At 62.4% G+C, this 24,570-nt stretch carries 22 protein-coding genes and 1 tRNA gene; 11 read left to right on the top strand and 12 right to left on the bottom strand.

Annotated elements, in window-relative coordinates; genetic code table 11:
- Both ASD63_RS07800 and ASD63_RS07795 read left to right on the top strand, forming a co-directional pair.
- A tRNA-Met gene (locus tag ASD63_RS07800) sits at positions 1-77 on the top strand.
- A 257-nt stretch (positions 78-334) separates the two neighbouring features.
- On the top strand, positions 335-1,054 hold the full coding sequence (locus ASD63_RS07795; protein WP_034798949.1) for a hypothetical protein: 720 nt from the start codon (positions 335-337) through the stop codon (positions 1,052-1,054).
- Positions 1,055-1,358: 304 nt separating this feature from the next.
- Here ASD63_RS07795 and ASD63_RS07790 read toward each other — a convergent pair whose 3' ends face one another.
- Positions 1,359-1,958 carry a TetR/AcrR family transcriptional regulator gene (locus tag ASD63_RS07790; RefSeq protein WP_051659468.1) on the bottom strand — a complete coding sequence of 200 codons (600 nt, stop codon included), beginning with the start codon at positions 1,956-1,958 and terminating at the stop codon, positions 1,359-1,361.
- A gap of 97 nt (positions 1,959-2,055) precedes the next feature.
- Between ASD63_RS07790 and ASD63_RS07785 the strand changes: the two genes are divergently transcribed.
- Complete coding sequence (locus tag ASD63_RS07785; protein WP_034798947.1) at positions 2,056-2,844, top strand: SDR family oxidoreductase; 789 nt, start codon at positions 2,056-2,058, stop codon at positions 2,842-2,844.
- Between the two features lie 243 nt (positions 2,845-3,087).
- Positions 3,088-4,017, top strand: a complete 930-nt coding sequence (locus ASD63_RS07780) for an aldo/keto reductase (RefSeq protein WP_034798945.1) — start codon at positions 3,088-3,090, stop codon at positions 4,015-4,017.
- An 81-nt stretch (positions 4,018-4,098) separates the two neighbouring features.
- Here the strand turns inward: ASD63_RS07780 and ASD63_RS07775 are convergent, their stop codons facing one another.
- The gene (locus ASD63_RS07775; RefSeq protein WP_060528932.1) at positions 4,099-6,660 is read right to left on the bottom strand and encodes an FAD-dependent oxidoreductase; all 2,562 of its coding nucleotides are present in this window, start codon (positions 6,658-6,660) and stop codon (positions 4,099-4,101) included.
- Positions 6,661-7,017: 357 nt separating this feature from the next.
- Here ASD63_RS07775 and ASD63_RS07770 point away from each other — a divergent pair, with 357 nt between their 5' ends.
- The 7 genes from ASD63_RS07770 to ASD63_RS07740 all read left to right on the top strand — a co-directional run bounded on the left by ASD63_RS07770 (position 7,018) and on the right by ASD63_RS07740 (position 14,790).
- Complete coding sequence (locus ASD63_RS07770; RefSeq protein ID WP_034798940.1) at positions 7,018-8,229, top strand: ROK family transcriptional regulator; 1,212 nt, start codon at positions 7,018-7,020, stop codon at positions 8,227-8,229.
- Positions 8,229-9,488, top strand: a complete 1,260-nt coding sequence (locus ASD63_RS07765) for a M20/M25/M40 family metallo-hydrolase (RefSeq protein WP_034798938.1) — start codon at positions 8,229-8,231, stop codon at positions 9,486-9,488. The genes ASD63_RS07770 and ASD63_RS07765 overlap by 1 nt, the downstream gene beginning before the upstream one ends.
- Positions 9,489-9,514: 26 nt before the next feature.
- Entirely contained in the window at positions 9,515-10,576 is a 1,062-nt protein-coding gene (locus tag ASD63_RS07760) for a substrate-binding domain-containing protein (protein ID WP_034798936.1), read from the top strand.
- A 61-nt stretch (positions 10,577-10,637) separates the two neighbouring features.
- Positions 10,638-11,702 carry a substrate-binding domain-containing protein gene (locus ASD63_RS07755; protein ID WP_034798934.1) on the top strand — a complete coding sequence of 355 codons (1,065 nt, stop codon included), beginning with the start codon at positions 10,638-10,640 and terminating at the stop codon, positions 11,700-11,702.
- A gap of 129 nt (positions 11,703-11,831) precedes the next feature.
- The gene (locus ASD63_RS07750) at positions 11,832-12,809 is read left to right on the top strand and encodes an ABC transporter permease (protein ID WP_034798931.1); all 978 of its coding nucleotides are present in this window, start codon (positions 11,832-11,834) and stop codon (positions 12,807-12,809) included.
- 11 nt (positions 12,810-12,820) lie between these two features.
- Entirely contained in the window at positions 12,821-14,020 is a 1,200-nt protein-coding gene (locus ASD63_RS07745) for an alanine racemase (protein ID WP_034798928.1), read from the top strand.
- An 11-nt stretch (positions 14,021-14,031) separates the two neighbouring features.
- A complete protein-coding gene (locus ASD63_RS07740) occupies positions 14,032-14,790 on the top strand; it encodes an ATP-binding cassette domain-containing protein (protein ID WP_034798925.1) in 759 nt (252 codons plus the stop codon).
- Positions 14,791-14,838: 48 nt separating this feature from the next.
- Here ASD63_RS07740 and ASD63_RS07735 read toward each other — a convergent pair whose 3' ends face one another.
- The 10 genes from ASD63_RS07735 to ASD63_RS07690 form a co-directional block, all read right to left on the bottom strand.
- Positions 14,839-15,213: a cytochrome C oxidase subunit IV family protein gene (locus ASD63_RS07735; RefSeq protein ID WP_034798923.1), complete on the bottom strand. Its 375-nt coding sequence runs from the start codon at positions 15,211-15,213 to the stop codon at positions 14,839-14,841.
- Positions 15,214-15,222: 9 nt separating this feature from the next.
- Entirely contained in the window at positions 15,223-15,945 is a 723-nt protein-coding gene (locus tag ASD63_RS07730; protein ID WP_034798919.1) for a heme-copper oxidase subunit III family protein, read from the bottom strand.
- A 12-nt stretch (positions 15,946-15,957) separates the two neighbouring features.
- Positions 15,958-16,662, bottom strand: coding sequence for a cytochrome c oxidase subunit 3 (locus ASD63_RS07725; protein ID WP_034798917.1), 705 nt, complete (start codon positions 16,660-16,662; stop codon positions 15,958-15,960).
- Positions 16,659-18,437 (bottom strand): cytochrome c oxidase subunit I, encoded by a 1,779-nt coding sequence (gene ctaD, locus ASD63_RS07720; protein ID WP_034798915.1) that lies wholly within the window; start codon positions 18,435-18,437, stop codon positions 16,659-16,661. The genes ASD63_RS07725 and ctaD overlap by 4 nt, the downstream gene beginning before the upstream one ends.
- A gap of 155 nt (positions 18,438-18,592) precedes the next feature.
- Entirely contained in the window at positions 18,593-19,435 is an 843-nt protein-coding gene (locus tag ASD63_RS07715; protein WP_034798913.1) for a cytochrome c oxidase subunit II, read from the bottom strand.
- A gap of 240 nt (positions 19,436-19,675) precedes the next feature.
- A complete protein-coding gene (locus ASD63_RS07710) occupies positions 19,676-20,062 on the bottom strand; it encodes a cytochrome c family protein (RefSeq protein WP_034798911.1) in 387 nt (128 codons plus the stop codon).
- Between the two features lie 204 nt (positions 20,063-20,266).
- Positions 20,267-21,334: a sn-glycerol-3-phosphate ABC transporter ATP-binding protein UgpC gene (gene ugpC / locus ASD63_RS07705; RefSeq protein WP_034798909.1), complete on the bottom strand. Its 1,068-nt coding sequence runs from the start codon at positions 21,332-21,334 to the stop codon at positions 20,267-20,269.
- A gap of 11 nt (positions 21,335-21,345) precedes the next feature.
- Complete coding sequence (locus ASD63_RS07700; RefSeq protein WP_034798907.1) at positions 21,346-22,179, bottom strand: carbohydrate ABC transporter permease; 834 nt, start codon at positions 22,177-22,179, stop codon at positions 21,346-21,348.
- A 4-nt stretch (positions 22,180-22,183) separates the two neighbouring features.
- The gene (locus ASD63_RS07695; RefSeq protein ID WP_051659467.1) at positions 22,184-23,119 is read right to left on the bottom strand and encodes a sugar ABC transporter permease; all 936 of its coding nucleotides are present in this window, start codon (positions 23,117-23,119) and stop codon (positions 22,184-22,186) included.
- A 146-nt stretch (positions 23,120-23,265) separates the two neighbouring features.
- On the bottom strand, positions 23,266-24,528 hold the full coding sequence (locus ASD63_RS07690) for a sugar ABC transporter substrate-binding protein (protein WP_034798905.1): 1,263 nt from the start codon (positions 24,526-24,528) through the stop codon (positions 23,266-23,268).
- Positions 24,529-24,570 lie beyond the last annotated feature (42 nt).

Here is a 24,570-nt window from a genome sequence, read left to right as displayed (position 1 = left end):
CGCGGGGTGGAGCAGCCCGGTAGCTCGTCAGGCTCATAACCTGAAGGCCGCAGGTTCAAATCCTGCCCCCGCAACCAAATCAAAAAAAGCCCGCATGGAGAAATCCAAGCGGGCTTTTTGACGTTTGAACGGCGCACACAGGGGCGACCCTCATCGGGTTGAGAGGGGCGGCGGCGGTGGCGGCGTCGTCTGCTTCTATGACCGGCGTTACCCGTTTATTAAGACATACAATCGATAGTTGCTTTCATTCTTGATTCTCGCGATGGCATGAGGCCGTGCGCGCCCATTCGGCAGGCAGGTGCAGGAGCGCCGCCTTTGCCGCGGAGACCCACGCGTGACCACCATATCGCCGACGAGCAACGTTGCCTTGGAAATCCTCAGGCGGACAACGGCCGAGGCCGAGGAGAAAGCCGGTTCTGCCGACAGCGCGAACAGCATCCTCACGGCTGCGAACGGCGTTTCAGCGGAGCCTGGCAGAGCAGCGACGCAGGCGCAGGGTGCAATCAACAACAGCATGCTGGAGCTGAAGGCAAGAGCCGACGCTTTCGTCGGCACGGCACTGGAATTGCTGAACTCCGACCGTTTCAAATCCAGCGACCCCAATGTGAAGGCAGTGCTGAAGGAAATCCTCAACGAGCAGGGTGAGATTTTCGCCGGCCGGGTCGAGGCTGAACTGCTCAACAATCCCGGTCTCAGACACGAAGAGGCCATCGCCAATGCGCTGACTGCGACGGTGCGCGGCAATCGCAGCCGTTTTGCCGAAACCGAGATCGTGCTCGGTTATAAGCTGAAAGCCGCCGGCGACCAGTTGCATTATGTTGCCGATGCCGAAGGCCATAGCTCCGGTCAGTTCCTGGCGGATGCCCAGAACGAAGCGCGTATCGGTCTCGACATCGCACAAAAGGCGCGCGCCAATGCGAAGGACGATGCGGCGCTCGCGGCGGCTCTGAAGGCGGAGGAGGAAGCCGAGCGGATTTACCGGCGAACGCAGCAGTCGGTGAGTGACTGGAACGGCTATTGGACGAAGAAATTCGGCTGGCCGGAGGCCCGGTGACGGTGCGATAAGGGATCGCCGCCCGTGACGGGATAAGACGCGATGGGCGGATCGTTGGACAGGTTGCTCCGAGCTCGACCCGAGACGCGCTTTAACGGTTTGCCTTTGGGCGCTTCACGCCCCGCATCAACGATTCCCGTGTCTCGCCTTGGTATCGTTCCGGCGCAGTGATCTGCGAACGAATTCGATGCGTTGAGGATATGCCAAGCACGTAGCGCCGTTCCGCTCTGCCGCTTGCGCTCCAATATCTTGAATTGCCGCGCGCCGTGATCGCAAACCGCTGCGCATTTTTCCGCGACATGGTTCAGCTTCCGGCGTCGCTCTTGCCGTCGGAAGGACCTTGGCTTCTCAGCTTTCCGTGATCGCGGTCGGAAAGCCACACCCGCGTCTCATCGAGGATTTCCGTCGACAGGTCGGGATCGTCGGTCATCCGCGCCAGGATAAGCGCGCCGATCATGGCCGCAGAACTGCCGATTGCCGCGCGACGCTTCTCATGATCATCCGTGCCCGGCGCGATCTTGCCGAACCGGGCGAACTGGCGCTTGAGGACGTCCGTCATCTCCGACCGTGCGGAACCGGGCTGGCGGCTCACCTCCGACGCAAGGGCTGCAAGCGGGCAGCCGTGGCCGAAATCGTCCCGATGCTCCGGCGAAAGATAACGTCGGGCGACGGATGCAAGATCCACCGTTAGCGGCTCGGTTTCTCCCTGCAGACCGGCCAATGTCTGCGCGATCAGATCCTCCTTCGACTTGAAGTAGCCGTAGAAGCCGCCATGGGTGAGGCCTGCCGCCTTCATGACATCAGTAACGGTGACGGATTCGAAGCCGCGCTCCCGGAACAGCTGTCCCGCCGCCTCCAGAATTGTCTTCTTGTTCTCTTCGACCTGCTTCCGGCTCACGCGCATCATCGTCTCCTGAAATTTCGATTGACAATATACATGATAATCATCATATATCCAAATACATGATGGTGATCATGAATAAACTGAAGGAGCCCAATCGATGAGCAGGAAGCCAGTAGTCCTTGTAACGGGTGCCTCGACCGGCATTGGCGCCGTCTATGCGGAGCGATTTGCCCGTCGCGGTCATGATCTCGTTCTGGTCGCGCGCAATGCGGCGCGGCTCGACGCGCTCGCTGAGCGCCTCAAGAACGAAACCGGCGTGGCGGTGGATGTGGTGCCGGCGGACCTGACCGACGAGCAGGACCTCGCCAAGGTCGAGCAGCGGCTGCGCGAAGACCGGAGCATCGGCGTGCTGGTCAACAATGCCGGGACGTCTATCCCCCGAGGCTTTCTTCAGCAGCAGAGCGAGGACATCTCGAAGCTGATCGCGCTCAACGTAACGGCAGTCACCAGGCTCGCGCATGCGGCAGCTCCGGGGTTTGCGGAGAGAGGCGAGGGGGCGATCATCAACATCGCGTCGGTCGTCGGGCTTGCACCGGAGATGGGCGCAACCGTCTACGGCGCGACCAAGGCCTTCGTGCTGTTCCTTTCTCAAGGCTTGAATGTCGAACTCGCCACCAAGGGCGTCTACGTTCAGGCGGTGCTGCCCGCAGCGACGCGCACCGAGATCTGGGATCATGCCGGCGTCGATGTTGAGACGCTCTCCGGTGTGATGGAGGTCGGCGATCTCGTCGATGCGGCGCTGACCGGCTACGATCGACGCGAGTTGGTAACCATCCCGCCGCTTCCCGATGCCGGCCAGTGGAACACCCTCGATGCGGCACGGCAGGCAATGCTGCCGAATTTTGCACAGTCGTTGCCGGCCGAGCGCTATCGGTCCGCTGCCTGACCGGTCCACGCACGGGGCGGGCGTTTGACGTCCGCTCCGAACGCCTGCACCTGCTGGAGACGGTCGATGCTCGGGCCTTTCCGCTTGGGCACAGCAAGCCACATCGTTCCACGGTTTGCCCCAAAGGCGTTTGCCAAGCGCCCTCAGGCTGCTTAGAAATTGAGGATCAAAGATTTCGCAAGGCCGACGACTCCGTCCCTGCGCGAAAATCCTCCCTCGAAACGATGTTGATGGTGCGAGCCGATGAAAAGATTCAATCTGGGACCAACCGACCTTTCCGTTTCCTCTGCCGTTCTCGGCCTGATGCGGATTGCCGATCTCAGCGACGACGCCATAAGCCGGCTCTATGGGAAGGCACGGGACGTCGGCATCAACGTCTTCGACCATGCCGATATCTATGGCGGCGAACTGCATGCCTGCGAGCGCCGTTTCGGCGATGCGTTGCGGCTGAAGCCGACTGAGCGCGAACAGATCGTCATCCAGAGCAAGTGCGGTATCCGTCGCGGCTATTTCGATTTCTCCAAAGATCATATTCTGCAGTCGGTCGATAGATCGCTGGCGGCGCTGAAGACTGACTATCTCGATCTTCTCTTGCTGCATCGCCCGGATGCGCTGGTGGAACCGGAGGAGGTGGCGGACGCCTTCGACAAATTGCAGGCGGCTGGCAAGGTCCGGCATTTCGGCGTCTCGAACCACACCCCGCGGCAGATCGATCTTCTGAAGACCGCCGTCCGCCAACCGCTCGTCGCCAACCAGATCCAGCTCAGCATTGCGCATGCGCCTTCGGTCGCCTTCGGAATCGCCGCCAATATGGCAGGTCTCGAGCAATCGATCGATCGCGATGGGGAAGTGGTCGTCTATTCGCGCATCAACCGCATGACATTGCAGGCCTGGTCACCGTTCCAGCAGGGTTTCTTCGGCGGCGTGTTCGTCGGCGACGAGAAGAACTTTCCGGAACTCAACCGGTTGCTGGACGAACTCGCGGGCCAGTACGGGGTATCGGCTTCCGCGATCGCCTATGCCTGGATCGCCCGCCATCCGGCCAACATTCAGGTGGTGCTTGGAACGACAAGTCCCGAGCGATTGGCCGATATCGCGCCCGGCGCCGACATTACGCTGTCGCGCGAGGACTGGTATCGTCTCTTCACGGCAGCAGGACACGTGCTGCCGTGACCTCGTTAGGTCTGCAGACCATTGGAAAGGCCCGCTCGGATCCGAGCGGGCCTTTCTGTTTTGGGGGCTGATGCGGATGGCTTAGCTGCGCGGCTTCAGGTTTTCCGGATCGTAGAGCGGCTTATAGCCGACGCCGACAACCTCGACCGGATAGGTCTCGGCGAAGTATTCGACGTTGAGTTTGCGGCCGACCTGGCAATGGGACCACGGCAGATAGGCAAGCGCGATGTTCTTGCCGATCGTCGGGCCGAAGGCGATCGAGGTGGTGTAGGAACGGCGGCCCAGTTCATCGACCAGCACCTTGCCGGTTTCAGGATCCATCACCGGCAGGGTTCCGACCGGATAGCGCTTCACGCCGTTCTTGTCGGTATTCTCCGTCATGACGAGCGTGCAGAGCATGGCCGGTTGATGTTCGCGCGCCTTGTATTCGAGATGCTTGGCCTTGCCGCGGAAGTCCACGTCCTTGACCTTCGGGCGGGCAAGGTCGGCTTCGATGAGGTTGTACTGGGTAAGCAGGTCGGCGTTCTGCAGGCGCAGGCTCTTTTCCATGCGGCGCGAGTTCGCATAGGTTTCGACGCCGAAGGCCATGACGCCGGTCGAGCGCAGCGCGTCCCAGACGGCGAGGCCGTCCTCGTACTTCATGTGCAGTTCCCAGCCCTGCTCGCCGACATAGGAGATGCGGAAGGCGGTGACCTTTTTGCCGGCGATCTCGATCGGCTTGATCGCGGCGAAGGCGAAGTTCTCGATGTCGAGGCCCGAGGGATCGGCAACCACCTTCTTCAGCGTCTCACGGGCATTGGGGCCCCAGATGCCGATGGTGATGAACTTCTCCGAGACGTCGGTGATGGTGACGTCAAGGCCGCGATCTTCGGCGACGCGGCGCATGTACTGGAAGTCCCGCGGGCCGGCGTCGGCGCCGTTCACCAGGCGGCAGCGGTCGGCCATGCGGAAGACGGTGAAGTCGGCCCGTACCATGCCCTCGTCGTCGAGGAAGTGGGTGTAGATGCCCTTGCCGATATTGCCGTCGCCGCCGACCTTGGCGGCGCACAGCCATTCGAGCAGCTCGACATGATCAGGGCCTTCGATGTCGACCATATGGAAGTGCGAGAGGTTGACGATGCCGCAGTCCTCGCTCATCGCCAGATGCTCGGCGTTGGAGACGCGCCAGAAATGGCGGCTGTCCCACTCGTTTTCACGTACCGGCACGCGGTCGCCATACTTCTCCAGAAGGTGCTCGTTGGCAGCGTAGCCGTGGGCGCGCTCCCAGCCGCCGAGTTCCATGAAATAGCCGCCGAGTTCCTTTTCGCGCTCGTAGAAGGGCGAGCGCTTGACGTTGCGGCCGGTGGCGTAGGGTTCGCGGGTGTGCACGGCGGGGTAATAGATCTTCTGCGCCGCCTCGAAGCAGCGGCCCTCGATGAACTTTTCTTCCAGCTGGTGCGGATAGAAGCGGGAATAGTCGATCGAGGCGTGGTCGATCTCGGTGCGGCCGTCTGTCATCCAGTCGGCGATCAGCTTGCCATAACCGGGGCCGTCCTTCACCCAGATGGCGACGCAGTACCACAAGCCGCGCACCTTTTGGCTCTCGCCGCAGGAGGGGCCGCCGGCGGCCGAGACCTGCAGCAGGCCGTTGAAGGAATGGCTCTCGTTGTAGCCGAGTTCGCCGAGGATCGGCGTCAGTTCCATGGCGCGCTCGAGCGGCTCGATGATCTGTTCCATCTCCAGGTCGCGCTGCGAAGGCGACAGGCGCGCCTCGTGCTTTTCAAGAATGTTGCGTGGATGGCAGAGGCGCGGATTGGTGGTCTCGTAATAGCCCCACTCGATCTGGCCGCCCTCGGTGGTCTTCGGGTCGCCGGTGTCGCGCATGTAGGCCGAGTTGCCCTGGTCACGCAAAAGCGGGAAGCCGATCTCCTTGCCGGTGCCTTCGAATTCGTTGTACGGGCCGAAGAAGGTGAGCGGATGGTCGACCGGCATGACCGGCAGGTCCTCGCCAACCATTTCAGCGATCAGGCGGCCCCAGATGCCGGCGCAGACGATGACGTGGTCCGCCATGATCGTGCCGCGATGGGTGACGACGCCCTTGATGCGGCCGTTCTCGACGATCAGCGACTTTGCCGGCGTGTTGCCGAAGACCTGCAGCTTGCCGGACTTTTCCGCGGCGTCGACGAGCTTGCCGGCAACCGTCTGCGAGCGCGGGATGACGAGGCCGGCATCCGGGTCGAACATGCCGCCCATGACCTGATCTTCTTCGATCAGCGGGAACATCTTCTTGATTTCAGCCGGCGAGACATAGTGGGCGCGGGTGCCGAAGGCCTTGGCGGAGGACAGCTTGCGCTTGATCTCTTCCATCCAGACATCGTCGCCGGTGCGCGCCACTTCCAGGCCGCCGATGCGGGCGTAGTGGCCCATTTTCTCGAAGAAATCGATCGAATACTGCGTCGTCCAGACCGAGAGATAGTCGTGGCTGGTGGTGTAGCAGAAGTCCGAGGCGTGTGCGGTCGAGCCGATATCGGTCGGTACGCCCGACTTGTCGATGCCGACGATATCGTCCCAGCCGCGCTCGATCAGGTGGTGTGCGATCGAAGCACCGACGATGCCACCCAGCCCGATGATTACGACTTTCGCCTTTTGCGGAAACTCTGCCATTGATTGCGACCCTAGTTGGATTGGATGCCGGATTTTAGGGCCTGATCCGCCCCGACCAGAGCCTGTCTACGACATTCTCATCAAACTGCACGACCAGAGCCGAGCATTTTGCGGTTCGCGGAACGAGAGCTGTCGAGACGGTCATGCCACTGATTTCGTGAGAAAAAGCGCCTCTCAGCGCCAATCTGATTTCATCTAGCATATCGCAAATGGCGACGCATCCGAATGCGTCATTGCGATCTACCTGTTTTCCAGTGATCGCGGCGTTGGCCACGAAAGATAATCCCATCGGGTAAGATTGACAGCGATGCGTGATATTAATAAGTTCGGTAACAGAACGAATTAAAAGAGGTCCCCGTGAACGACAGCTTGCGCATCTCCCGGAAGTTCTCCCAGCGCTCCGTCATGGAGGCGATCGTCCAGGGCGGTCCGATTTCGCGTGCGTCGATCTCGAAGCAGACCGGCCTTTCCAAGCAGACCATTTCGGAGATCGTCCGCGGCCTCGAAGAAGAGGGTTGGGTGCAGGAGACGGGGCGCACCAGCGGCCATGTCGGGCGCACTGCCGTCACCTACGAACTGGTGTGCGATGCCGCCTTCATCATCGCCGTCGACCTCGGTGGCACGAAGGTGCGCGTGGCGATCACCGATCTCGCCTGCCAGATCTTTGCCGAAGACACGGCGCCGACCGATCCGCGGGGCGGCCGCTTCGTCGTAGAGCAGATCGCTGCCATGGCCTTTGATGCGGCAGACCGACAGAAGATCGCTCGCGAGAAGATCCGGCTTGCGGTGGTCGGCGTTCCCGGCGCGCCCTGCAGCGAGACCGGCCGTGTGTTGCTTGCGCCGAACATTGCCGGTTTCGACACGATGGATGTCGTCGGCGCCTTCGAAGAGGTGCTCGGTTTTGGAGCCATGCTCGAAAACGACGTCAATCTTGCCGTCCTTGGCGAAAACTGGCTGGGCCAGGGGCAGGGGATCGACAACCTCGCCTATGTGGCGCTGGGCACCGGCGTCGGCAGCGGCCTGATGGTCGGCGGCCATCTGGTGCGCGGCGTCAGCAATGCGGCCGGCGAAATGGGTTTCCTGCCGCTCGGCGCCGACCCGTTCGAGGCGGAATCGCTGCGCACCGGCGCCTTCGAGCGCGCGGTTGCCTCGCATGGCATGGCGGAACGTTACGCGGCGCTTTCGGGCAAGACCGTTGCCGTGCCCACCATCTTTGCCAAGGCAGAAGCGGGCGATGCGGCAGCGCTGACGGTGCTGGATGACACTGCGCGGTATCTGGCAGCCGGCGTTGCCGCGATTGCCGCGATCGCCAACCCGCAGAAGGTCATCCTGGGCGGATCCATCGGGCTCCGGCCGGAAATGCTTGAGCGGGTAAAAGCGTTCCTGCCGCAGTGCTTCCCCTATCCGGTCAATGTGGAGACCGGTGAACTCGGCGCGCGCGCCGCGATCATCGGGGCGGCGGCGATCGGGCTCGGTCAGTTGCACAACACCCTGTTCGGGGTCGATGCGCCCGATGGCCGGATTTCGCTGCCGCGGGCAAACGTCAACGCGCTTCGGGAGGCGATGTGATGACGATGAATGACGGCTTGGTCGAGCGCTTGCGAGCGGTGCTTGATCGCGAGACGGCGATTGATCTTTTTCGTGGCGCCATCGGGCGTGAGAGCATTACCGGCAACGAGGCGAATTTCGTCGCCTTTCTGGCCGAAACGATGCAGCGCCTTGGCCTGGAAGGCTTGAAAACGGCGGAGTTCCTGCCGGGTCGGCCGAACGTCTGGGCGGAGCGCAAGGGGCGCGGCAAGGGGCCACGCCTGCTGTTCATTGGCCATACGGATACGGTGCATGTTGACGGCTGGCGCGAGCATTGGGCCGGTACCGAGCGCGAGGATCCCTTCGCTGCACCGATCATCGACGGCGCGGTCTGGGGGCGCGGCTCGGGCGATCTGAAGGCAGGCATCTGCGCGTCGCTGGCGGCGCTGTCGCTGCTCGACAAGTCCGGCGTTGCGTTGGCCGGGGACGTGGCCTTTGCCTTCGTCGGCGACGAGGAAAGCGGTCAGCCGGGGACCGGTGTCTCCGCCGGTATCAAGGATCTGGTCGAACGCATCGAGACCGGTGACATCGTCCGTCCGGACTTCGTCGTCTATGTCGAGCCGACACGGCTTTCGGTTTATCCGGCGCAGATCGGATTTTTCATCGCCGACATCACGATTACAGGCAAGTCCGCCTATTTCGGCGTACCCGAACTCGGCAAGGATGCATTGCGCGCCAGCCATGCGGCGATGTCGGCTCTCTGGAAACACTCCGACGAGATCGCCGCGCGGGCCGAGCACAAGCTGATCGGTCGCAGTTTCCTGCTGATCACCGGCCTTGCCGGCGGCGGCTACATCGCCGTGCCCGAGCGTTGCACACTGTCGCTGATCCGCAAACTGTTGCCAGGGGAATCGCTGGACACGGCGGCGGCCGAGATCGAGGCTGCGGTGCGCTCGGCGATCACCGATCCGGAAATCACGGTCGAGTTTTCCTATCCGGCCGGCCGCGACCATGCGCTTGGCGGCACGGCGGCTGAAATCGACGAAACGGCGGGCGAAGTCGGTGCGCTATCAGCCGCCATGGCCGAAGCCATGGCTGGGCGCGGCGTCATCGAAGGCGCGCCCTTCTGGTCGGAATCGCCATTCTTCGTCAACCGCTTGGGTGTGCCTGCCGTCTATTGCGCGCCCGGCGACATCCGCAATTGCCATACCTACGAGGAACGGGTCGAGGTGGAGGAATACCTCGCCGGGATCGTCGGATTTGCCGCCTTCATGGCGCGCTACTGCGGCGTCATGGACTGAACTGCCAAACAAGAGGGAGAACGACAATGCTTCTGAAGAAATTGATGGCTGCCGCACTCGTCAGCGGTTTCGTGCTTGCCGCAAACGCCGCCTCTGCCCAGACGGTCGGTCCGTCCGGCGAGAGCGCGACGCCGAGCGCCGATGTCGCCCTGACCGATGCCGATATCGGCGCGCTCAAGGGCAAGGGCTACAAGGCGGCGCTGCTGTGGCATACCTCGTCCGACTTCACCAACGCCGTTTCGGCCGGTGCCAAGGATGAGTTTGCCCGCGCCGGCGTCGAGATCGCGGTGACGACGGATGCCGGCTTCGACGCTGCCCGCCAGCGCAGCGATATCGAAACCGCGCTTGCCGCCAAGCCGAACGTCATCCTGGCGCTGCCGCTCGATCCGGTGACCTCGGCCGAAGCATTCCGCCAGGCAGTGACCGATGGCAGCAAGCTCGTGTTCCTCTCCAACCTGCCGAGCGGCTATAAGCAGGGCACGGACTATGCCTCGATCGTTACCGACGATCTCTTCCAGATGGGCAAGCAGGCGGCGGATGCGCTGGCCAAGGCGATCGGCGGCAAGGGCAAGGTTGGCTACATCTTCCACGATGCCAGCTACTATGTGACGAACCAGCGCGACCAGGCCTTCAAGTCGACGATCGAGAAGGACTATCCGGATATCAAGATCGTTGCCGAGCAGGGCATCTCAGACCCGGCACGTGCCGAGGAGCTGGCAAGCGCCATGCTGCTGCAGAACCCTGATCTCGACGGTATCTACGTGACCTGGGCCGAGCCTGCCGACGGCGTGCTCTCTGCCCTGCGCTCGAGCGGCAATACGAAGACCAAGATCGTCACGCTCGATCTTGCCGAACCGGTCGCGCTCGACATGGTCAAGGGCGGCAACGTCACCGCGCTTGTTGCCGACAAGGCCTATGAGCTTGGACGCGCCATGGCTGCGACCGGCCTGAAGTCGCTTCTCGGACAGCAGACGCCGGCCTTCGTCGTTGCCCCGGCTTTGACCGTCACCAAGGAAAACGTCGCGGACGGCTGGAAGCAGTCGCTCAACCGCGATGCGCCGCAGTCGGTGCTCGACGCGGCCAAGTAATCAGATGGCCGCCGGGAGAGAGGACGCTTCCGGCGGCGTCATTCCTAAAAGGGAGGCAGATATGCACAGGTCAGTGAAACACTTCGCGTTGCTGGCAACGGTCTTTGCCGCGACATCCGGTTTTGCCGCTGACGGCAAGACCACGGGTCCGCATGGCGAGACGCCGACGCCGGCGGGCAGCCTGACGCTGACGGCGGAGCAGGAACAGCAGATCAAGGACGGCAAGTTTACCGCAGCGCTCGTCTGGCACGAGATGAGCGAATACACCAACGCGGTCAACAGCGGTGCCCAGGACGAGTTCAAGCGCCTCGGCGTCGAGGTGGTCGCACAGACCGATGCCGGCTTTGATGCAGCCCGCCAGAAGGCGGATGTCGAGACGGTGCTTGCCAAGAAGCCCTCGATCATCCTGTCGCTGCCGGTCGACCCGGCAAGCGCCGCCGTGGTTTACGATCCGGCACGCACCGCCGGTGTGAAGCTCGCCTTCGTCGACAATTCGCCGGCCGGTTACGAACACGGCAAGGACTATGTGACGATCGTCTCGGACGACCTTTTCCAGATGGGCAACAAGGCGGCCGTTGCCATGGCGGATGCGCTCGGCGGCAAGGGCAAGCTCGGTTATATCTATCATGACGCCGACTTCTACGTGACCAACCAGCGCGATGGCGCCTTCAAGTCGACGATCGAGCAGGACTATCCCGACATGAAGATCGTTGCCGAGGCCGGCATGGCCGATCCGGCCCGCAGCGAGGAAATCGCGCAAGGGATGATCACCCAGAACCCGGATCTCGACGGGATCTATGTGACCTGGGCGGAGCCGGCACTGAGCGTGCTTTCGACGCTGCGCGGCGCCGGCAACAGCCACACCAAGATCGTGACGCTCGACCTCAACGAACCGGCAGCACTCGACATGGTCAAGGGCGGCAACATCGCAGCTCTGGTCGCCGACGAAGCGTACAATATCGGTGTCACCGCAGCGCGCGCCGCGGCAGGGTCGCTGGTCGGCAAGAAGGCCGAGCCTTTCCTGGTGGTCGACTCGCTTGCCGTGACCAAGGCGTCGGTCGCCGACGGCTGGAAGAAGTCTCTGAACAAGGATGTGCCCGCGACGATCGCGGATGCGATGAAGTGATGAAATGATGCCCGCTGCATGAGTAAAACATGCAGCTTTTCTAGTGCTGCGGCGACCTTTGCGCGTCTGACCAGACCCGCGGCGCCGTAGTGCAGGGGGAGCTTTCCCCCTGCCTTCGGAGGAAGAATAATGTCCAGTGCCCATTCCAGCGCGAGCGGCCAGCCGGCGAGCCTCGTCAGTCGCCTCAACCTGCAGCAATACGTCGTCTATCTCGGCTTCCTGGCGATCTTTCTGTTCTTCGCCATCGTGCTTCGCGACAGCGGGTTTCTGACGGTTCGCAACCTGTCGAACATCATGCTGCAGACAGCACCGGTGACGATCATGGCGATCGGCCTCGTCTTCGTCATGTCGGCCGGTGAGATCGATCTGTCGATCGGCTCGACAGTTGCCGTCTCGGCACTGGCGGCGGCGGTGACGATCAACGAATACGGCCTGGTGGCTGGCGTCGTCGCCGGTATCGGCGCCGGCGTGCTGATCGGGCTCCTGAACGGCGCACTGGTCGCCTATGTCAAACTGCCGTCCTTCCTGGTGACGCTGGCGACGCTCGGGCTTTTTGCCGGCGTCTCCCGCTCGATGACGAACCTGCGCTCGATCCCGGTGACCGACAGCACCTTTACCGGCTTTTTCGGCTCCGGCTCGTTCCTCGGCGTGCCTTCGCTGATCTGGTGGACCCTCGTTGCCGTCGTCTGCGGCCATGTCATCTACCGCGAAACCCGCTTCGGCGCCCATGTGCTGGCGACCGGCGACAACAGCCGGGCAGCGAGCGTCTCCGGCATCAGCGTGCCACGCATTCGGCTGGCCGTTCTGATGATCAGCGGCGGTCTCGCCGGCCTTGCGGGCCTGCTTTACGCCGGTCGCCTGCAGGCGGCGAAATACACGCTTGGCGAGACCGACCTGATGACGGTGATCGCCGCCGTCATCGTCGGCGGCACGCTGCTCAACGGCGGCAAGGGCACGATCATCGGCGCGCTCGTCGGCTCGCTGATGATGGGCATGCTCAACAATGGCCTGATCCTGATGGGCCTTTCCGTATCCGACCAGATGATCGTTCGCGGTCTCATCATCCTCGCTGCGGTCGCCGTGTCGCTGCGCGAAAAGTCCCGCTGAAGGAGGATTTCATGTTTCTCGACGTTCTGCGCCGCCGCAACCCGGCATTCATCGAAGCGGCCATGAGCCTGCACCAGCAGGGCAAGCTCCCGGCCAACGCCTATGTGCTCGATCTCGACACGGTCGAGGCCAATGCGGCGATTATGAGCAACGAGGCCCGTCGCCTCGGCCTGAAGACCTTTGCGATGACCAAGCAGGTGGGCCGCTCCAGTTCCTTCTGCGAAGCGGTCAAGCGTGGTGGCATTGACCGTTCGGTTGCCGTCGACATGGCCTGTGCCCGCGCCACCCACAAGGCGGGCCTGAAGGTCGGCCATCTCGGCCACCTGCAGCAGGTCGCGCGCCACGAGGCGGCTGCCGCAGCGAAAACCTTCCGGCCGGACTATTGGACGGTCTTCAACGGCGAAAAGGCTGCAGAAGCGGCGGCTGGCGCACATGCAGCCGGCTATCGGCAGGATCTGCTCGCCCGTATCCGGGCGGAAGGTGATACCTTCTACCGCGGCCATGAAGGCGGGCTCGATGCCAGCGACGTTGCCGCGGTGGCGGACCGTCTCGATGCGCTCGACGGTGGCCGCTTTGCCGGCATCACCACCTTTCCGGCGCTGCTCTTCGACCATGAAAGCCGCAAGGTGAAGCCGACACACAATCTCGCGACACTCTCGAAAGCTGCCGAGGCGCTGGCCAAGGCCGGCCGCAACGGGATCGAGGTGAATGCGCCGGGTACGACCTCCAGCGTCATGCTCCCGGCTCTTGCCGAAGCGGGCGCGACGCAGTGCGAGCCGGGCAACGGTCTGCACGGCACCACCGCACTGCACGTGATGGAAGATCTGCCGGAACTGCCGGCGGTACTCTACCTCACCGAAGTTTCCCATCTCTCGGGCGGCAAGGCCTATTGCTTCGGCGGCGGCTTCTACATCGACCCGATCTTTCCGGATTACGACGTCAAGGCGATCGTCTCTGCCGACCCGACGACTTCGGCGTCGGCGCTTCGAAGCGTCGAAGTACCGCCCCCCTCGGCGATCGACTATTACGCGATGATCGACGCCAGCGGTGCGGCGGCCCCGAAGCCTGGCGATACGGCGGTGTTCGGCTTCCGCGGGCAGGCCTTCGTCACGCGGGCCTATGTCGTCGGCGTGTCGGGCATCTCCAAGGGCGCGCCGAAGGTGGAAACGATCGAAAACGGTTTCGGCGAAACCGCGGCCTGGCCGGTTTGAGGGGTGACGTCATGAACGTGAACACGAATTCTGCACGCGAGCCGGTCCTCAAGCTGAAGGACATCCGCAAGACCTTTGGCGGCGTCACCGCGATCGAGAACTTCTCGCTGGACGTCCGTCCGGGCGAGATCGTGGCGCTCGTCGGCGACAACGGCGCCGGCAAGTCGACGCTGATCAAGATCATCTCCGGCGTTTACACGCCGACCTCGGGAACGATCACCATCGAAAACCAGACCGTGGCGATGTCGAACGCCACGATGGCGCGCGCCCATGGCATCGAGGTCGTCTATCAGGATCTGGCGCTTGCCGACCAGCAGACGGTCTATATGAACATGTTTCTCGGCCGCGAGCCGGTAAACCGTTTCGGCCTGCTCGACCGTCGCCGGATGATTTCCGAGACGGAAACGCTGGTGAAGGAACTGGATGTCCGCATCCCCTCGGCCCATGCGACGATCCGCGACCTCTCGGGCGGCCAGCGCCAGGGCGTCGCGATTGCCCGCGCTACCCATTGGGCGAGCAAGCTGATCCTGCTCGATGAGCCGACGGCAGCACTCGGCGTTGCCGAAACCGCCAAGGTCGAGGAGATCGTCGAATCGCTGAAAAGCCGCAACATCGGCGTACTGATCATCAGCCATAGCCTCGATCAGGTGTTCAAGCTCGCAGACCGCATCTGCGTTCTGCGCCGCGGCAAGCAGATCGGCATCCGTGAGACGGCCAAGACCGACAAAAACGAGATCATCGCGATGATCACCGGGCTTCAGCAACACTGAGGCGGATGTGTCCAGCGGTGCCGCCATTGGGGCGGCGCCGGTTGGCAATCATGGTGCGGCGCCGAAGAAGGTGAGGCGGGTGAAGAGCACGTAGTGCGATTCCGAGACCATCAGCGCCACGAAGACCAGCACCAGCAGCGGCGGCAGCAGGATCGCGTAGATCAGCGCCAGCCGTTCCCAGGCCATGTGCATGAAGATCGCGACGATCAGCCCTGCCTTCAGTACCATGAAGATCAGGATCAGCGACCACCTGAGATAACCCTGCAGCCCGACATAGTCGACGAGGTAGGAGAAGGTGCTGAGCACGAAGAGCAGCAGCCAGACGACCAGATAAAGACCGATCGGGTGTTGCTGGTGCGTTTGTGCGTGGCCTTCTACTTTTGCTGCCGGTGCCGCGTGGGTGTGAACAGTCGTTTCGGTCATGGCCATGCCTCACCACAGATAGAAGAATGCGAAGATGAAGACCCAGACGAGGTCGACGAAGTGCCAGTAGAGGCCGGTGATCTCGACGATCTCGTATTGTCCTCTTCGGCTCGTGAAAAAGCCACGCCGTTCGGTGTCGAAATCGCCGCGCCAGACTTTTCGCGCGATGATCAGCAGGAAGATGACGCCGATCGTGACGTGGGTGCCGTGGAAGCCGGTGATCATGAAGAAGGTCGAGCCGAATTGGGCAGCGCCCCAGGGGTTGCCCCAGGGACGCACGCCCTCGGTGATCAGCTTCGTCCATTCGAAGGCTTGCATGCCGACAAAGGTGGCGCCGAAAAGGGCGGTCAGCAGCATCAGCAGAGCGGTCTTCTTGCGATCGCGCCGGTAACCGAAATTGACGGCCATGGCCATCGTGCCGCTTGAGGTGATCAGCACGAAGGTCATGATGGCGATCAGGATCAGCGGCACGTCCGAGCCGCCGATGTGCAGCGCGAAGACCTCGCTCGGATTGGGCCAGGGAACGGCAGTCGACATGCGCGCCGACATATAGGCGATGAGGAAACAGCCGAAGACGAAGGTGTCGCTCAAGAGGAAGATCCACATCATCGCCTTGCCCCAGGAGACGTTCTTGAACGTCCGCTGGTCGGAGGCCCAGTCGGCGGCAAAGCCGGCAAGTCCCGCGGGGCGATGGAGCGGTTCTCGGACAGGCGAATGTGTCTCGGCGGACATGCCTTGCCTCCTTCAAGTCAAGAGCGACCGGCAGAGCTCGACGAAGTCGTTGGCCCAGCCGGAAAAGAGCGCGTAAAGCACCAGCCATACGGCCAGCATGAAATGCCAGTAGGTGGCGCAGAGCGTGATCGACAGCACGGCCTTTTCGCCCATCGGGCCGGTGCGCGTCTTGACGATGACCCGGGTAAGCGCGAACAGGCCGCCGAGGATGTGCAGGCCATGCATGCCCGAGATCATGTAGAAGAAGCTGTTGGCCGGATTGTCGGCGAGCAGGAAGCCAGCGTCGGTCAACTCCCGCCAGGCAAAGACCTGGCCGGCGAGGAAGGCGAGACCGGCGGCAAGCGCTGCGATCATCGCCGTGCGGCTCGCCTCGTCACGATGCTGTTCGGCAGTGACGCGGGCCGCATGCAGAAGCAGGCTGCCAAGCGCAAGGATGGCGGTGTTCAGCCAGAGGATCTTCGGCATCGGCGTCGACCACCAGTCGGTGGAGGCCATGCGCATGAAGTAGGCGCTGATGAAGAGAGAGAAGAGCGCGGCGACGACAGCAAGGAAGACGCCAAGGCCGATTTTTGCAGGCGGGATCGAAGGCCTACCGCGCGGGCGGGGGTCGTGGGCGTGGCCGACCTCCAGCCAGGGTTTCGAGAACAGCCGCTGCCGGCTGAGCCACCAGGCGGCGATCGCGAAGATCACCGCCAGGAAGACGAGGGTGACGTTCATGAGGCCCCCTCCGGCGCGTGGCCTACGGAACCCGGCTCAGTCTGCGGAATGAAATCTTCCGTTGCACCCGGCACGCTGTAGTCATAGGGCCAGCGGTAGACGACCGGCAGGTCCTTGCCCCAATTGCCATGCCGCGGTGGCGTTTCCGGCGTCTGCCATTCGAGCGTCGTTGCCCGCCAGGGGTTGCCGCCGGCCTCGCGGCCGTGGCGGATGCTCCAGATGAGATTGAAGAGGAAGACGATCTGGGCGGCGCCGACGATCAGCGCCATGATGGTGATGAACTCGTTGAGCGTATGGGCGGATGCCGGCACGAAGGCGGTCTCGCCCATCTCATAGTAGCGGCGCGGCATGCCGATCAGCCCGAGATAGTGCATCGGGAAGAAGATCAGATAGGCGCCGACGAAGGTGACCCAGAAGTGGATCTGCCCCATCGCCTGGTTGAGCAGGCGGCCGGTGATCTTCGGATACCAGTGATAGATCGCCCCGAAAATCACCATGATCGGCGCAACGCCCATGACCATGTGGAAATGGGCGACGACGAACATCGTGTCGGAGAGCGGCACATCGACGACGACATTGCCGAGGAACAGACCGGTCAGCCCGCCATTGACGAAGGTGACGATGAAGGCGAGCGCGAACAGCATCGGCAGCGTCAAATGGATATCGCCGCGCCAGAGCGTCAGCACCCAGTTGTAGACCTTGATCGCCGTCGGCACGGCAATGATCAGGGTGGTGGTGGCGAAGAAGAAGCCGAAATAGGGGTTCATGCCGCTGACATACATGTGGTGCGCCCAGACGATGAAGGAGAGCGCGCCGATGATGACGATCGCCCAGACCATCATGCGGTAGCCGAAGATGTTCTTGCGGGCGTGGGTGCTGATGAGATCGGAGACGATGCCGAAGGCGGGCAGGGCGACGATGTAGACCTCCGGATGGCCGAAGAACCAGAAGAGGTGCTGGAACATGATCGGGCTGCCGCCGCCATGCTGCAGCTGCTCGCCCATCTCGACGATCGCCGGCATGAAGAAGCTGGTGCCGAGCACCCGGTCGAACAGCATCATGACGCAGGCGACGAAGAGGGCGGGGAAGGCGAGAAGCGCCATCACCGTCGCCGTGAAGATGCCCCAGACGGTGAGCGGCATGCGCATCAAGGTCATGCCGCGCGTGCGCCCCTGCAACACGGTGACGACATAGTTGAGGCCACCCATGGTAAAGCCGATGACGAATAGGATGAGGGAGGAGAGCATCAAGATGATGCCCCAGTCCTTGCCGCCGGGCGTGCCGGAAAGCACTGCCTGTGGCGGATAGAGCGTCCAGCCGGCGCCGGTCGGCCCGCCGGGTGCAAAGAAGCTCGCGACGAGCACGAGGACGGCCAGCATATACAGCCAGTAGCTCAGCATGTTGGCATAGGGGAAGACCATGTCGCGCGCGCCGAGCATCAGCGGGATCAGGTAGTTGCCGAAGCCGCCGAGGAAGAGCGCAGTCAACAGATAGATCACCATGATCATGCCGTGCATGGTGATGAACTGGTAGTAGCGTTCCGCATCGATGAAGGCGAAGGCGCCGGGAAAGCCGAGCTGCAGCCGCATCAGCCAGGAGAGCACGAGGGCGACCATGCCGATGGCGATCGCGGTCGAGGCATATTGCACGGCGATGATCTTCGCATCCTGGCTGAAGACATAACGCGTCCACCAGCTATGGGGATGATAGAGTTCCACGTCCTCCACTTCCGCGGGGCCAATCTCTTCGCCCGTGCCTGACCGGATATCGACCATCTGCGAGAACCTCCCAACACCGGATCATCTCGATCCAACGCCTTGAACCTGCAATTCCGCACGTCCAACAATGGAATTGCGTCTCCTCACGAGCGGGGTGCGGGCGGAAATCGCGAGCACTTTTCCTCATCCCGCTTTGGCCGTCGGGGCGCCTGTTATTGCGCCGGGGCGGCATTCACTGCCTGCGCCGTTTCTTTCGTTCCTGCCTTTGCCTGCAATTGCGAGAATGTCGTCTGTTGCGAGAGCCAGGCTTGATAATCGGCGGCACTGTCGACAACGACGGTGCCGCGCATCTGTGGGTGACCGGTGCCGCAGAGTTCGGCGCACAGCACCTCGAACGTGCCGGTGCGCGTCGGCGTCAGCCAGAAATAGGTGACCATGCCCGGCACCATGTCCATCTTGGCGCGGAACTCCGGCACGTAGAAATCATGCAGCACGTCGACCGATCGCAGCAGGATCTTGACCGGCTTGCCGACCTCCAGATGCAGTTCGCCGCCTTCGATGACGACGTCGTCGAGGGCGGCCGCATCGTTGCGGTTGAGACCGAGCGAATTTTCCGGCGTGATGTCGCGGGTCTCCGACGTACCGAGCTTGCCGTCTGCGCCGGGCAGCCGGAAGCTCCACAACCATTGCTGGCCGACGACTTCTACCTCCGCCGCACCATCCGGCACGGTCACGAACTGGTGCCAGACGAAAAGGCCGGGGGTGAGCATGGCGGCGACGCCGAGCGTGGTGCCGCCGGCAAGCCACCCTTCGAGCTTCCTGTTTTCCGGTTCATAGGCCGCCCGGTTTCCCGGGCGATGCCGAAAACGCAGGACGCAATAGGCCATGAAAAGCACGACGGCGACGAAGACGACGCCGGTAATCCAGAAGGTGATGATGAGCGTATTGTCTATGTAATTCCAGTTGGACGCGATCGGCGTCCACCACCATGGGCTCAACAGATGGAACAACACCGAACCGACGGCCACCAAAACCAGAACAACTACCACGGCCATTTCTGTCCCTCCTCGCCGCTGGCGGCTGTGGGCATGAATACGCAATCCGTAGAGCCTTCTGCATGTTTCCGTTAATCGTCGCCGATCAAACGGCAAAACATGCAGGAATTCAAAGTTCTACAGCGACCTTTGCGCGTCTGGTTAGACACGCGGTGCTGTAGCTGCAATTATTACACGAACGTCGAACAGTCGCAATTCGCCGCCTCCGTGCGAGCAGCGGTTGCGTTTAGTCTCCGCAGGTTACTGCGAATACTGCTTGAGATAGGCGATGAGGTTGGAGATATCCGTATCATCTTTCAAACCGGCAAAGGCCATTTTCGTGCCTTTCACCTTGGTCCTTGGATTGTGCAGATAGTCGCGCAGATGCGCCTCATCCCAGACGAGTCCACCCTTGCCGGCATCGATCATCGCCGGTGAGTAGCTGAAGTCGGCATGAGTGCCTGCCGTTCGTCCGAACAGATGGTTGAGCGATGGCCCAACCTTGTTGGTGTCGCTGTCGGCCACATGACAGACGGCGCATTTCTTGAAGACGGTGGCTCCGGCGGCCGCATCGCCCTCTTGCGAAAGGGCAGCGAACGGACAGAGCATCGTTGTCGAAAAGGCAAGGGCAACAACAAGAATTCGCATGACACTTCCTCAATATCGCCGGGCGCAGGCAAGGAAGGCTATCGTCAATCTGTCGTTTTGGCGGTGCTTGCTTCTCTTAAGTTGGCGCCACGGCGGTTGATACTTGCGACACGACGACGGTACGCCTCGCTTTGTGGAAGTCAACCGGCGCAGCCGGCCGGTTTGCCGGATGCGCCTAAATTTTCGCCATGTCGCTGCCGGCGCTCAGACGCGATTGCCGTCGGCGTTGAAGAAGTGCAGCCGCTCGACCGGCAGGCGTACGGGCAGCGAGCCGGAAACGTTGAGGAACCGGCGGTCGTTGGTAAACGCCTTGAAGCCGGCACGGCCGAAGGAGAGGTGCAGGATGATGCCGAAGCCCGTCGGTTCGACCAGGTCGACATTGGCTTTCAGCGCATCCGGGCCTTCGACGCCGATCTCGACATGCTCCGGCCGGATGCCGAGCGTCGCCCTGGCGCCGTCCGTCAAGGCAGGATGCGGCTGGGCCGGAACGATGATGCCGCCTTCGGTCTCGAAGCGCGGGGCGGTGCCGTTGCGATAGGTTCCCTCGAAGAAGTTCATCCCTGGCGACCCAATGAAGCCGGCCACGAAGAGATTGGCCGGGCGGTCATAGAGATCAAGAGGGCTTCCGACCTGCTGGACGAAGCCGCCGTTCATGGCGACGATCCGGTCGGCGAGCGTCATCGCCTCGATCTGGTCGTGGGTGACGTAAATCGAGGTGGCGCCCAAGTCCTTGTGCAGCTTCTTGATCTCGGCGCGCATCTGTTCGCGGAGGCGCGCGTCGAGGTTGGAGAGCGGCTCATCGAAGAGAAACGCCTTGGGTTCGCGCACGATGGCCCGGCCCATGGCGACGCGCTGGCGCTGTCCGCCCGAAAGTGCACGGGGGCGGCGTTCGAGCAGCGGGTCGAGACCGAGCTTGGCGGCAGCGCCCGAGACGACGCTTGCGATCTTTTCCTTGGCGACCTTCCTCAGCCTCAGGCTGTAGCTCATATTCTTGGCGACCGACATGTGCGGATAGAGCGCGTAGGACTGAAACACCATGGCGATGTCGCGGTCCTTCGGGGCCAGTTCGTTGACGCGTTTTCCGGCGATGCGGATTTCGCCCGAGGTCACGCTTTCGAGCCCGGCGATCATGCGCAGAAGCGTGGACTTGCCGCAGCCTGACGGGCCGACGAGCACGACGAATTCGCCGTCGCCGATCTTCAGGTCGACATCGTGCAGGACCGGGTGGATGCCGTAGGATTTCTGGATATTGGCGATATCGATGGAAGCCATGAGAACAATCCTCAGCCTTTGACCGCGCCGGCCGTGAGGCCCTGGACGAGATAGCGTTGAATGAGCAGGAAGAAGAGGCAGGCGGGGATGAGCGCGAGCACGCCGGCGGCCATCATCTGCCCGAAGTCGACGGAGAACTTCGACACGAAGGACAGAAGCCCGACGGGGAACGTCGCCTGATCGTTGCCGGAGATCAGCATCAGCGAGAACAGTAGCTCGCTCCACGCTGCGGTGAAGACGAAGCCGAGCGTTGCGGCAATGCCGGGCAGCGTCAGCGGCAGGATGATCTGGCGGAAGGCGACGAATTGAGTGGCGCCGTCGATCATCGCGGCCTCCTCCAGATCCTTCGGGATGCCGTCGAAGAAGGACTGCATCAGGAAGGTGGCAAACGGCACGTTGAAGGCGGTGTAGACGATGACGAGCCCGGTCAGGCTGTTGGTCAGCCCGAGCGGCGAGAGGATCTTGAAGATCGGCGCCACCAGCATCACCAGCGGGAACATCTGCGTCAGGAGCATCAGCGCCACCAGCCAGTACTTGCCGCGGAAATTGAAGCGCGACAGGGCGTAGCCCGAGAGCGAGGCGAGGATGGTGACGATGACGGCGGTGGAACCCGAGACGATCAGGCTGTTCTTGAAGAACACCGGAAAGGCGCTGTGGCGGAGCACGAAATCGAAGTGCTCAAGACTGGCGCGCGACGGCCACATTCGAATGCCTTCGGAGTAGAGCAGATCGTTGGGCGTGACGGCGACCTTCAGCAGCCAGTAGAGCGGGAAGAGCGCAAACGCGATATAGGCAAGGATTGCCAGCCGGTGCGCGATCATGAGGAAAAGAGGTTTGACGCGCATCGGTTCAATCCTTGCTCAGGAGCCATTGCCGCAGGATGACGATCAGCATCGAATAGGCGAGCAGCAGCGCCAGGAGCACGAGCGCGATCGCCGAGGCGTAACCGAAATCCAGCCGCTTGAAGGCCTGGGTGAAGATGTAGCTGGCGACGATCTGGGTGCGGTCGGCCGGTCCGCCATTGGTCATGACGATGATGAGATCGGCGAAGTTGGAGATCCAGACGGTGCGCAAGAGGATGGTGATGGCGATCGTCGGTGCAAGGAAGGGGAGGGTGATCGACAGGAAACGTTGCACTGGGCCGGCGCCGTCGATGCTGGCGGCCTCGTAGAGGTCGCGGGGGATCGCCTGAAGGGCGGCCAGAAGCGTGATCGCGAAGAAGGGTATGCCCCACCAGACATTGGCGATGATCGGCCCCCACATGGCAAGCTGCGGGTCGGACAGGATGTTGTTCGGCTCGCTCATGATGCCGAGGCCGAAGAGCCAGTGCGGCAGGGGGCCGACGACCGGATTGAACAGCCAGGCCCAGTTGAGGCCGGCGAGGAAACTCGGCACCGCCCACGGGAGGAAGACGAGCGCCTGGGCGAGGCCGCGGCCGTAGAAGGGCTTGTCGAGCAGCAATGCGAGGATCAGACCGAAAACGAACTGGAAGAAGACCGAGGCACCGGTCCACCAGAGCGTATTGCGCAACGCCCGATAGAAGGCCTGGTCCTCGGACAGCGCCCGGAAATGATCAAGACCGATATAGGCGCCGGAGAACGGGTTCAGGAGCTGGATATCGCGGAAGGCGTAGGAGACGCCGAGCACCAGCGGCACCAGCATCACGGTGACGATCAGGATCAGCGCCGGCGCGCTATAGAGATAGGGTGCGGCGCCATCGGCGATGCGCTTCTTCAGCGGCGTCCTGCTTGCCGGCAGGCCGCTTTGGCGGGCGACATAGGCCATCGATCGAAATTTCCCCTGTGCGGCCGCCGGTTTTTCGGGCGTGCCTCGATTCTAGGTCGGAGCGGGAAGGGCGGAGACCGCGCACACTTCATTCCGCTCAAAGAGTTATGAGGGCCGGCGGCGGCGAACCGCCGCCGGCCAAAAGCTTACTTCTTGCTGGCGAGGAACTTCTGCTGTGCCTTGGTGAGGTAGTCGGCCCACTGGTCGGCGAGTTGCTGCGGCGTGATATCGCCGAGCAAGGCTTCCTGGGTCGTCTTGATGGCAAGCGAGTCCTTGAAGAAGGCGAATTCCTCGAGGTAGGTCGGCATCACAGTCAGGACGACGTCCTTGTCGGCAAGTTCGTCGAACCAGCCCTTGAACTGCGCGCTGGCATAGAAGGGATCCTTCTCGGCCGACTTGTGTACCGGAAGCGCCCCAGTGCGTTTGTTCCACTCGATGTTGCCTTCCGGCCCTTCGAGCGTCTCGATCAGCTTCCAGGAGAGGTCCTTGTTCTGGCTTGCCGACAGCATCGACCAGCCGGCAAAGCCGATGGTTGTGAAAGCCTTGCCGCTCGGGCCCTTCGGCATGGTGGTGACGCCGAAGTCTTCCGATTTCATGCGCTCGGCAATCGCGATCAGAGCATCCGGGTCCTGGTCGAGGAAGGCGCAGGTGCCGCTGTAGAAACCGGCGACGATTTCATTGAAGCCCCAGTTGACGCTGTCCTTCGGCGCCAGCCCCTTCTTGTAGAGATCGATCACCCAGGTGAGGCCCTTGACCCAGCCTTCGCTGTTCATGGTCGAGGTGCCGTCCTCATTGAAGAAGGTGTTGCTGCCGGCCATGGTGGCGCCGAACATCACCCAGCCGTTGAGTCCACCCGGGCCGCCGCGCAGGCAGTAGCCGGACTTGCCCGGAAGCTTCGAGACGGCTTCCGACGCCTTGACGAAATCGTCCATGGTCTTTGGCGGCTCGTTGACGCCGGCTTCCGACAAGAGCTTCTTGTTGTAGAACATGGCGCGCAGGTAGAAGCCGTAGGGCAGCATGTAGGCGGTGTCGTTGACGTCGCGGCCGAGTTCGAGCGCGCGTTCCGTCAGGCCGCCGGTGTGTTCCCACTTGGCGAGGTAGGGCTCGAGGCTTTCGAGCATGCCGTTGTTGGCATAGAGCGACAGCCAGGTGTCGGGCATTTCCATCACGTCAGGCAGTTCGCCGGCCGAAACCATGGTCGCGAACTTCTGGAAGGCTTCGCCCCAGGGCAGGGAGATGATCTCGACCGTCGTGCCGGGGTTGGCGGCCTCGAACTTGGCGACGATCGACTTCAGCGTCTCGGTGCGCTCGGGGCTGGTGATGACCTCGACGAGCTTCAGTTTGGTGTCGGCGAGCGCGCTTCCGGCCATGAGGCTGGCGAGAAGCGTGGCAGTGATCAGTTTCTTCATTTCTGTTCCCTCTTTTCTTCGTTGGTTTTGGTTCAAAGTGGG

The sequence above is a fragment of the Ensifer sp. Root558 genome (assembly GCF_001427045.1).
Lineage (GTDB): Bacteria > Pseudomonadota > Alphaproteobacteria > Rhizobiales > Rhizobiaceae > Ensifer > Ensifer adhaerens.
This window is presented reverse-complemented; position numbering and strand designations above follow the sequence as displayed.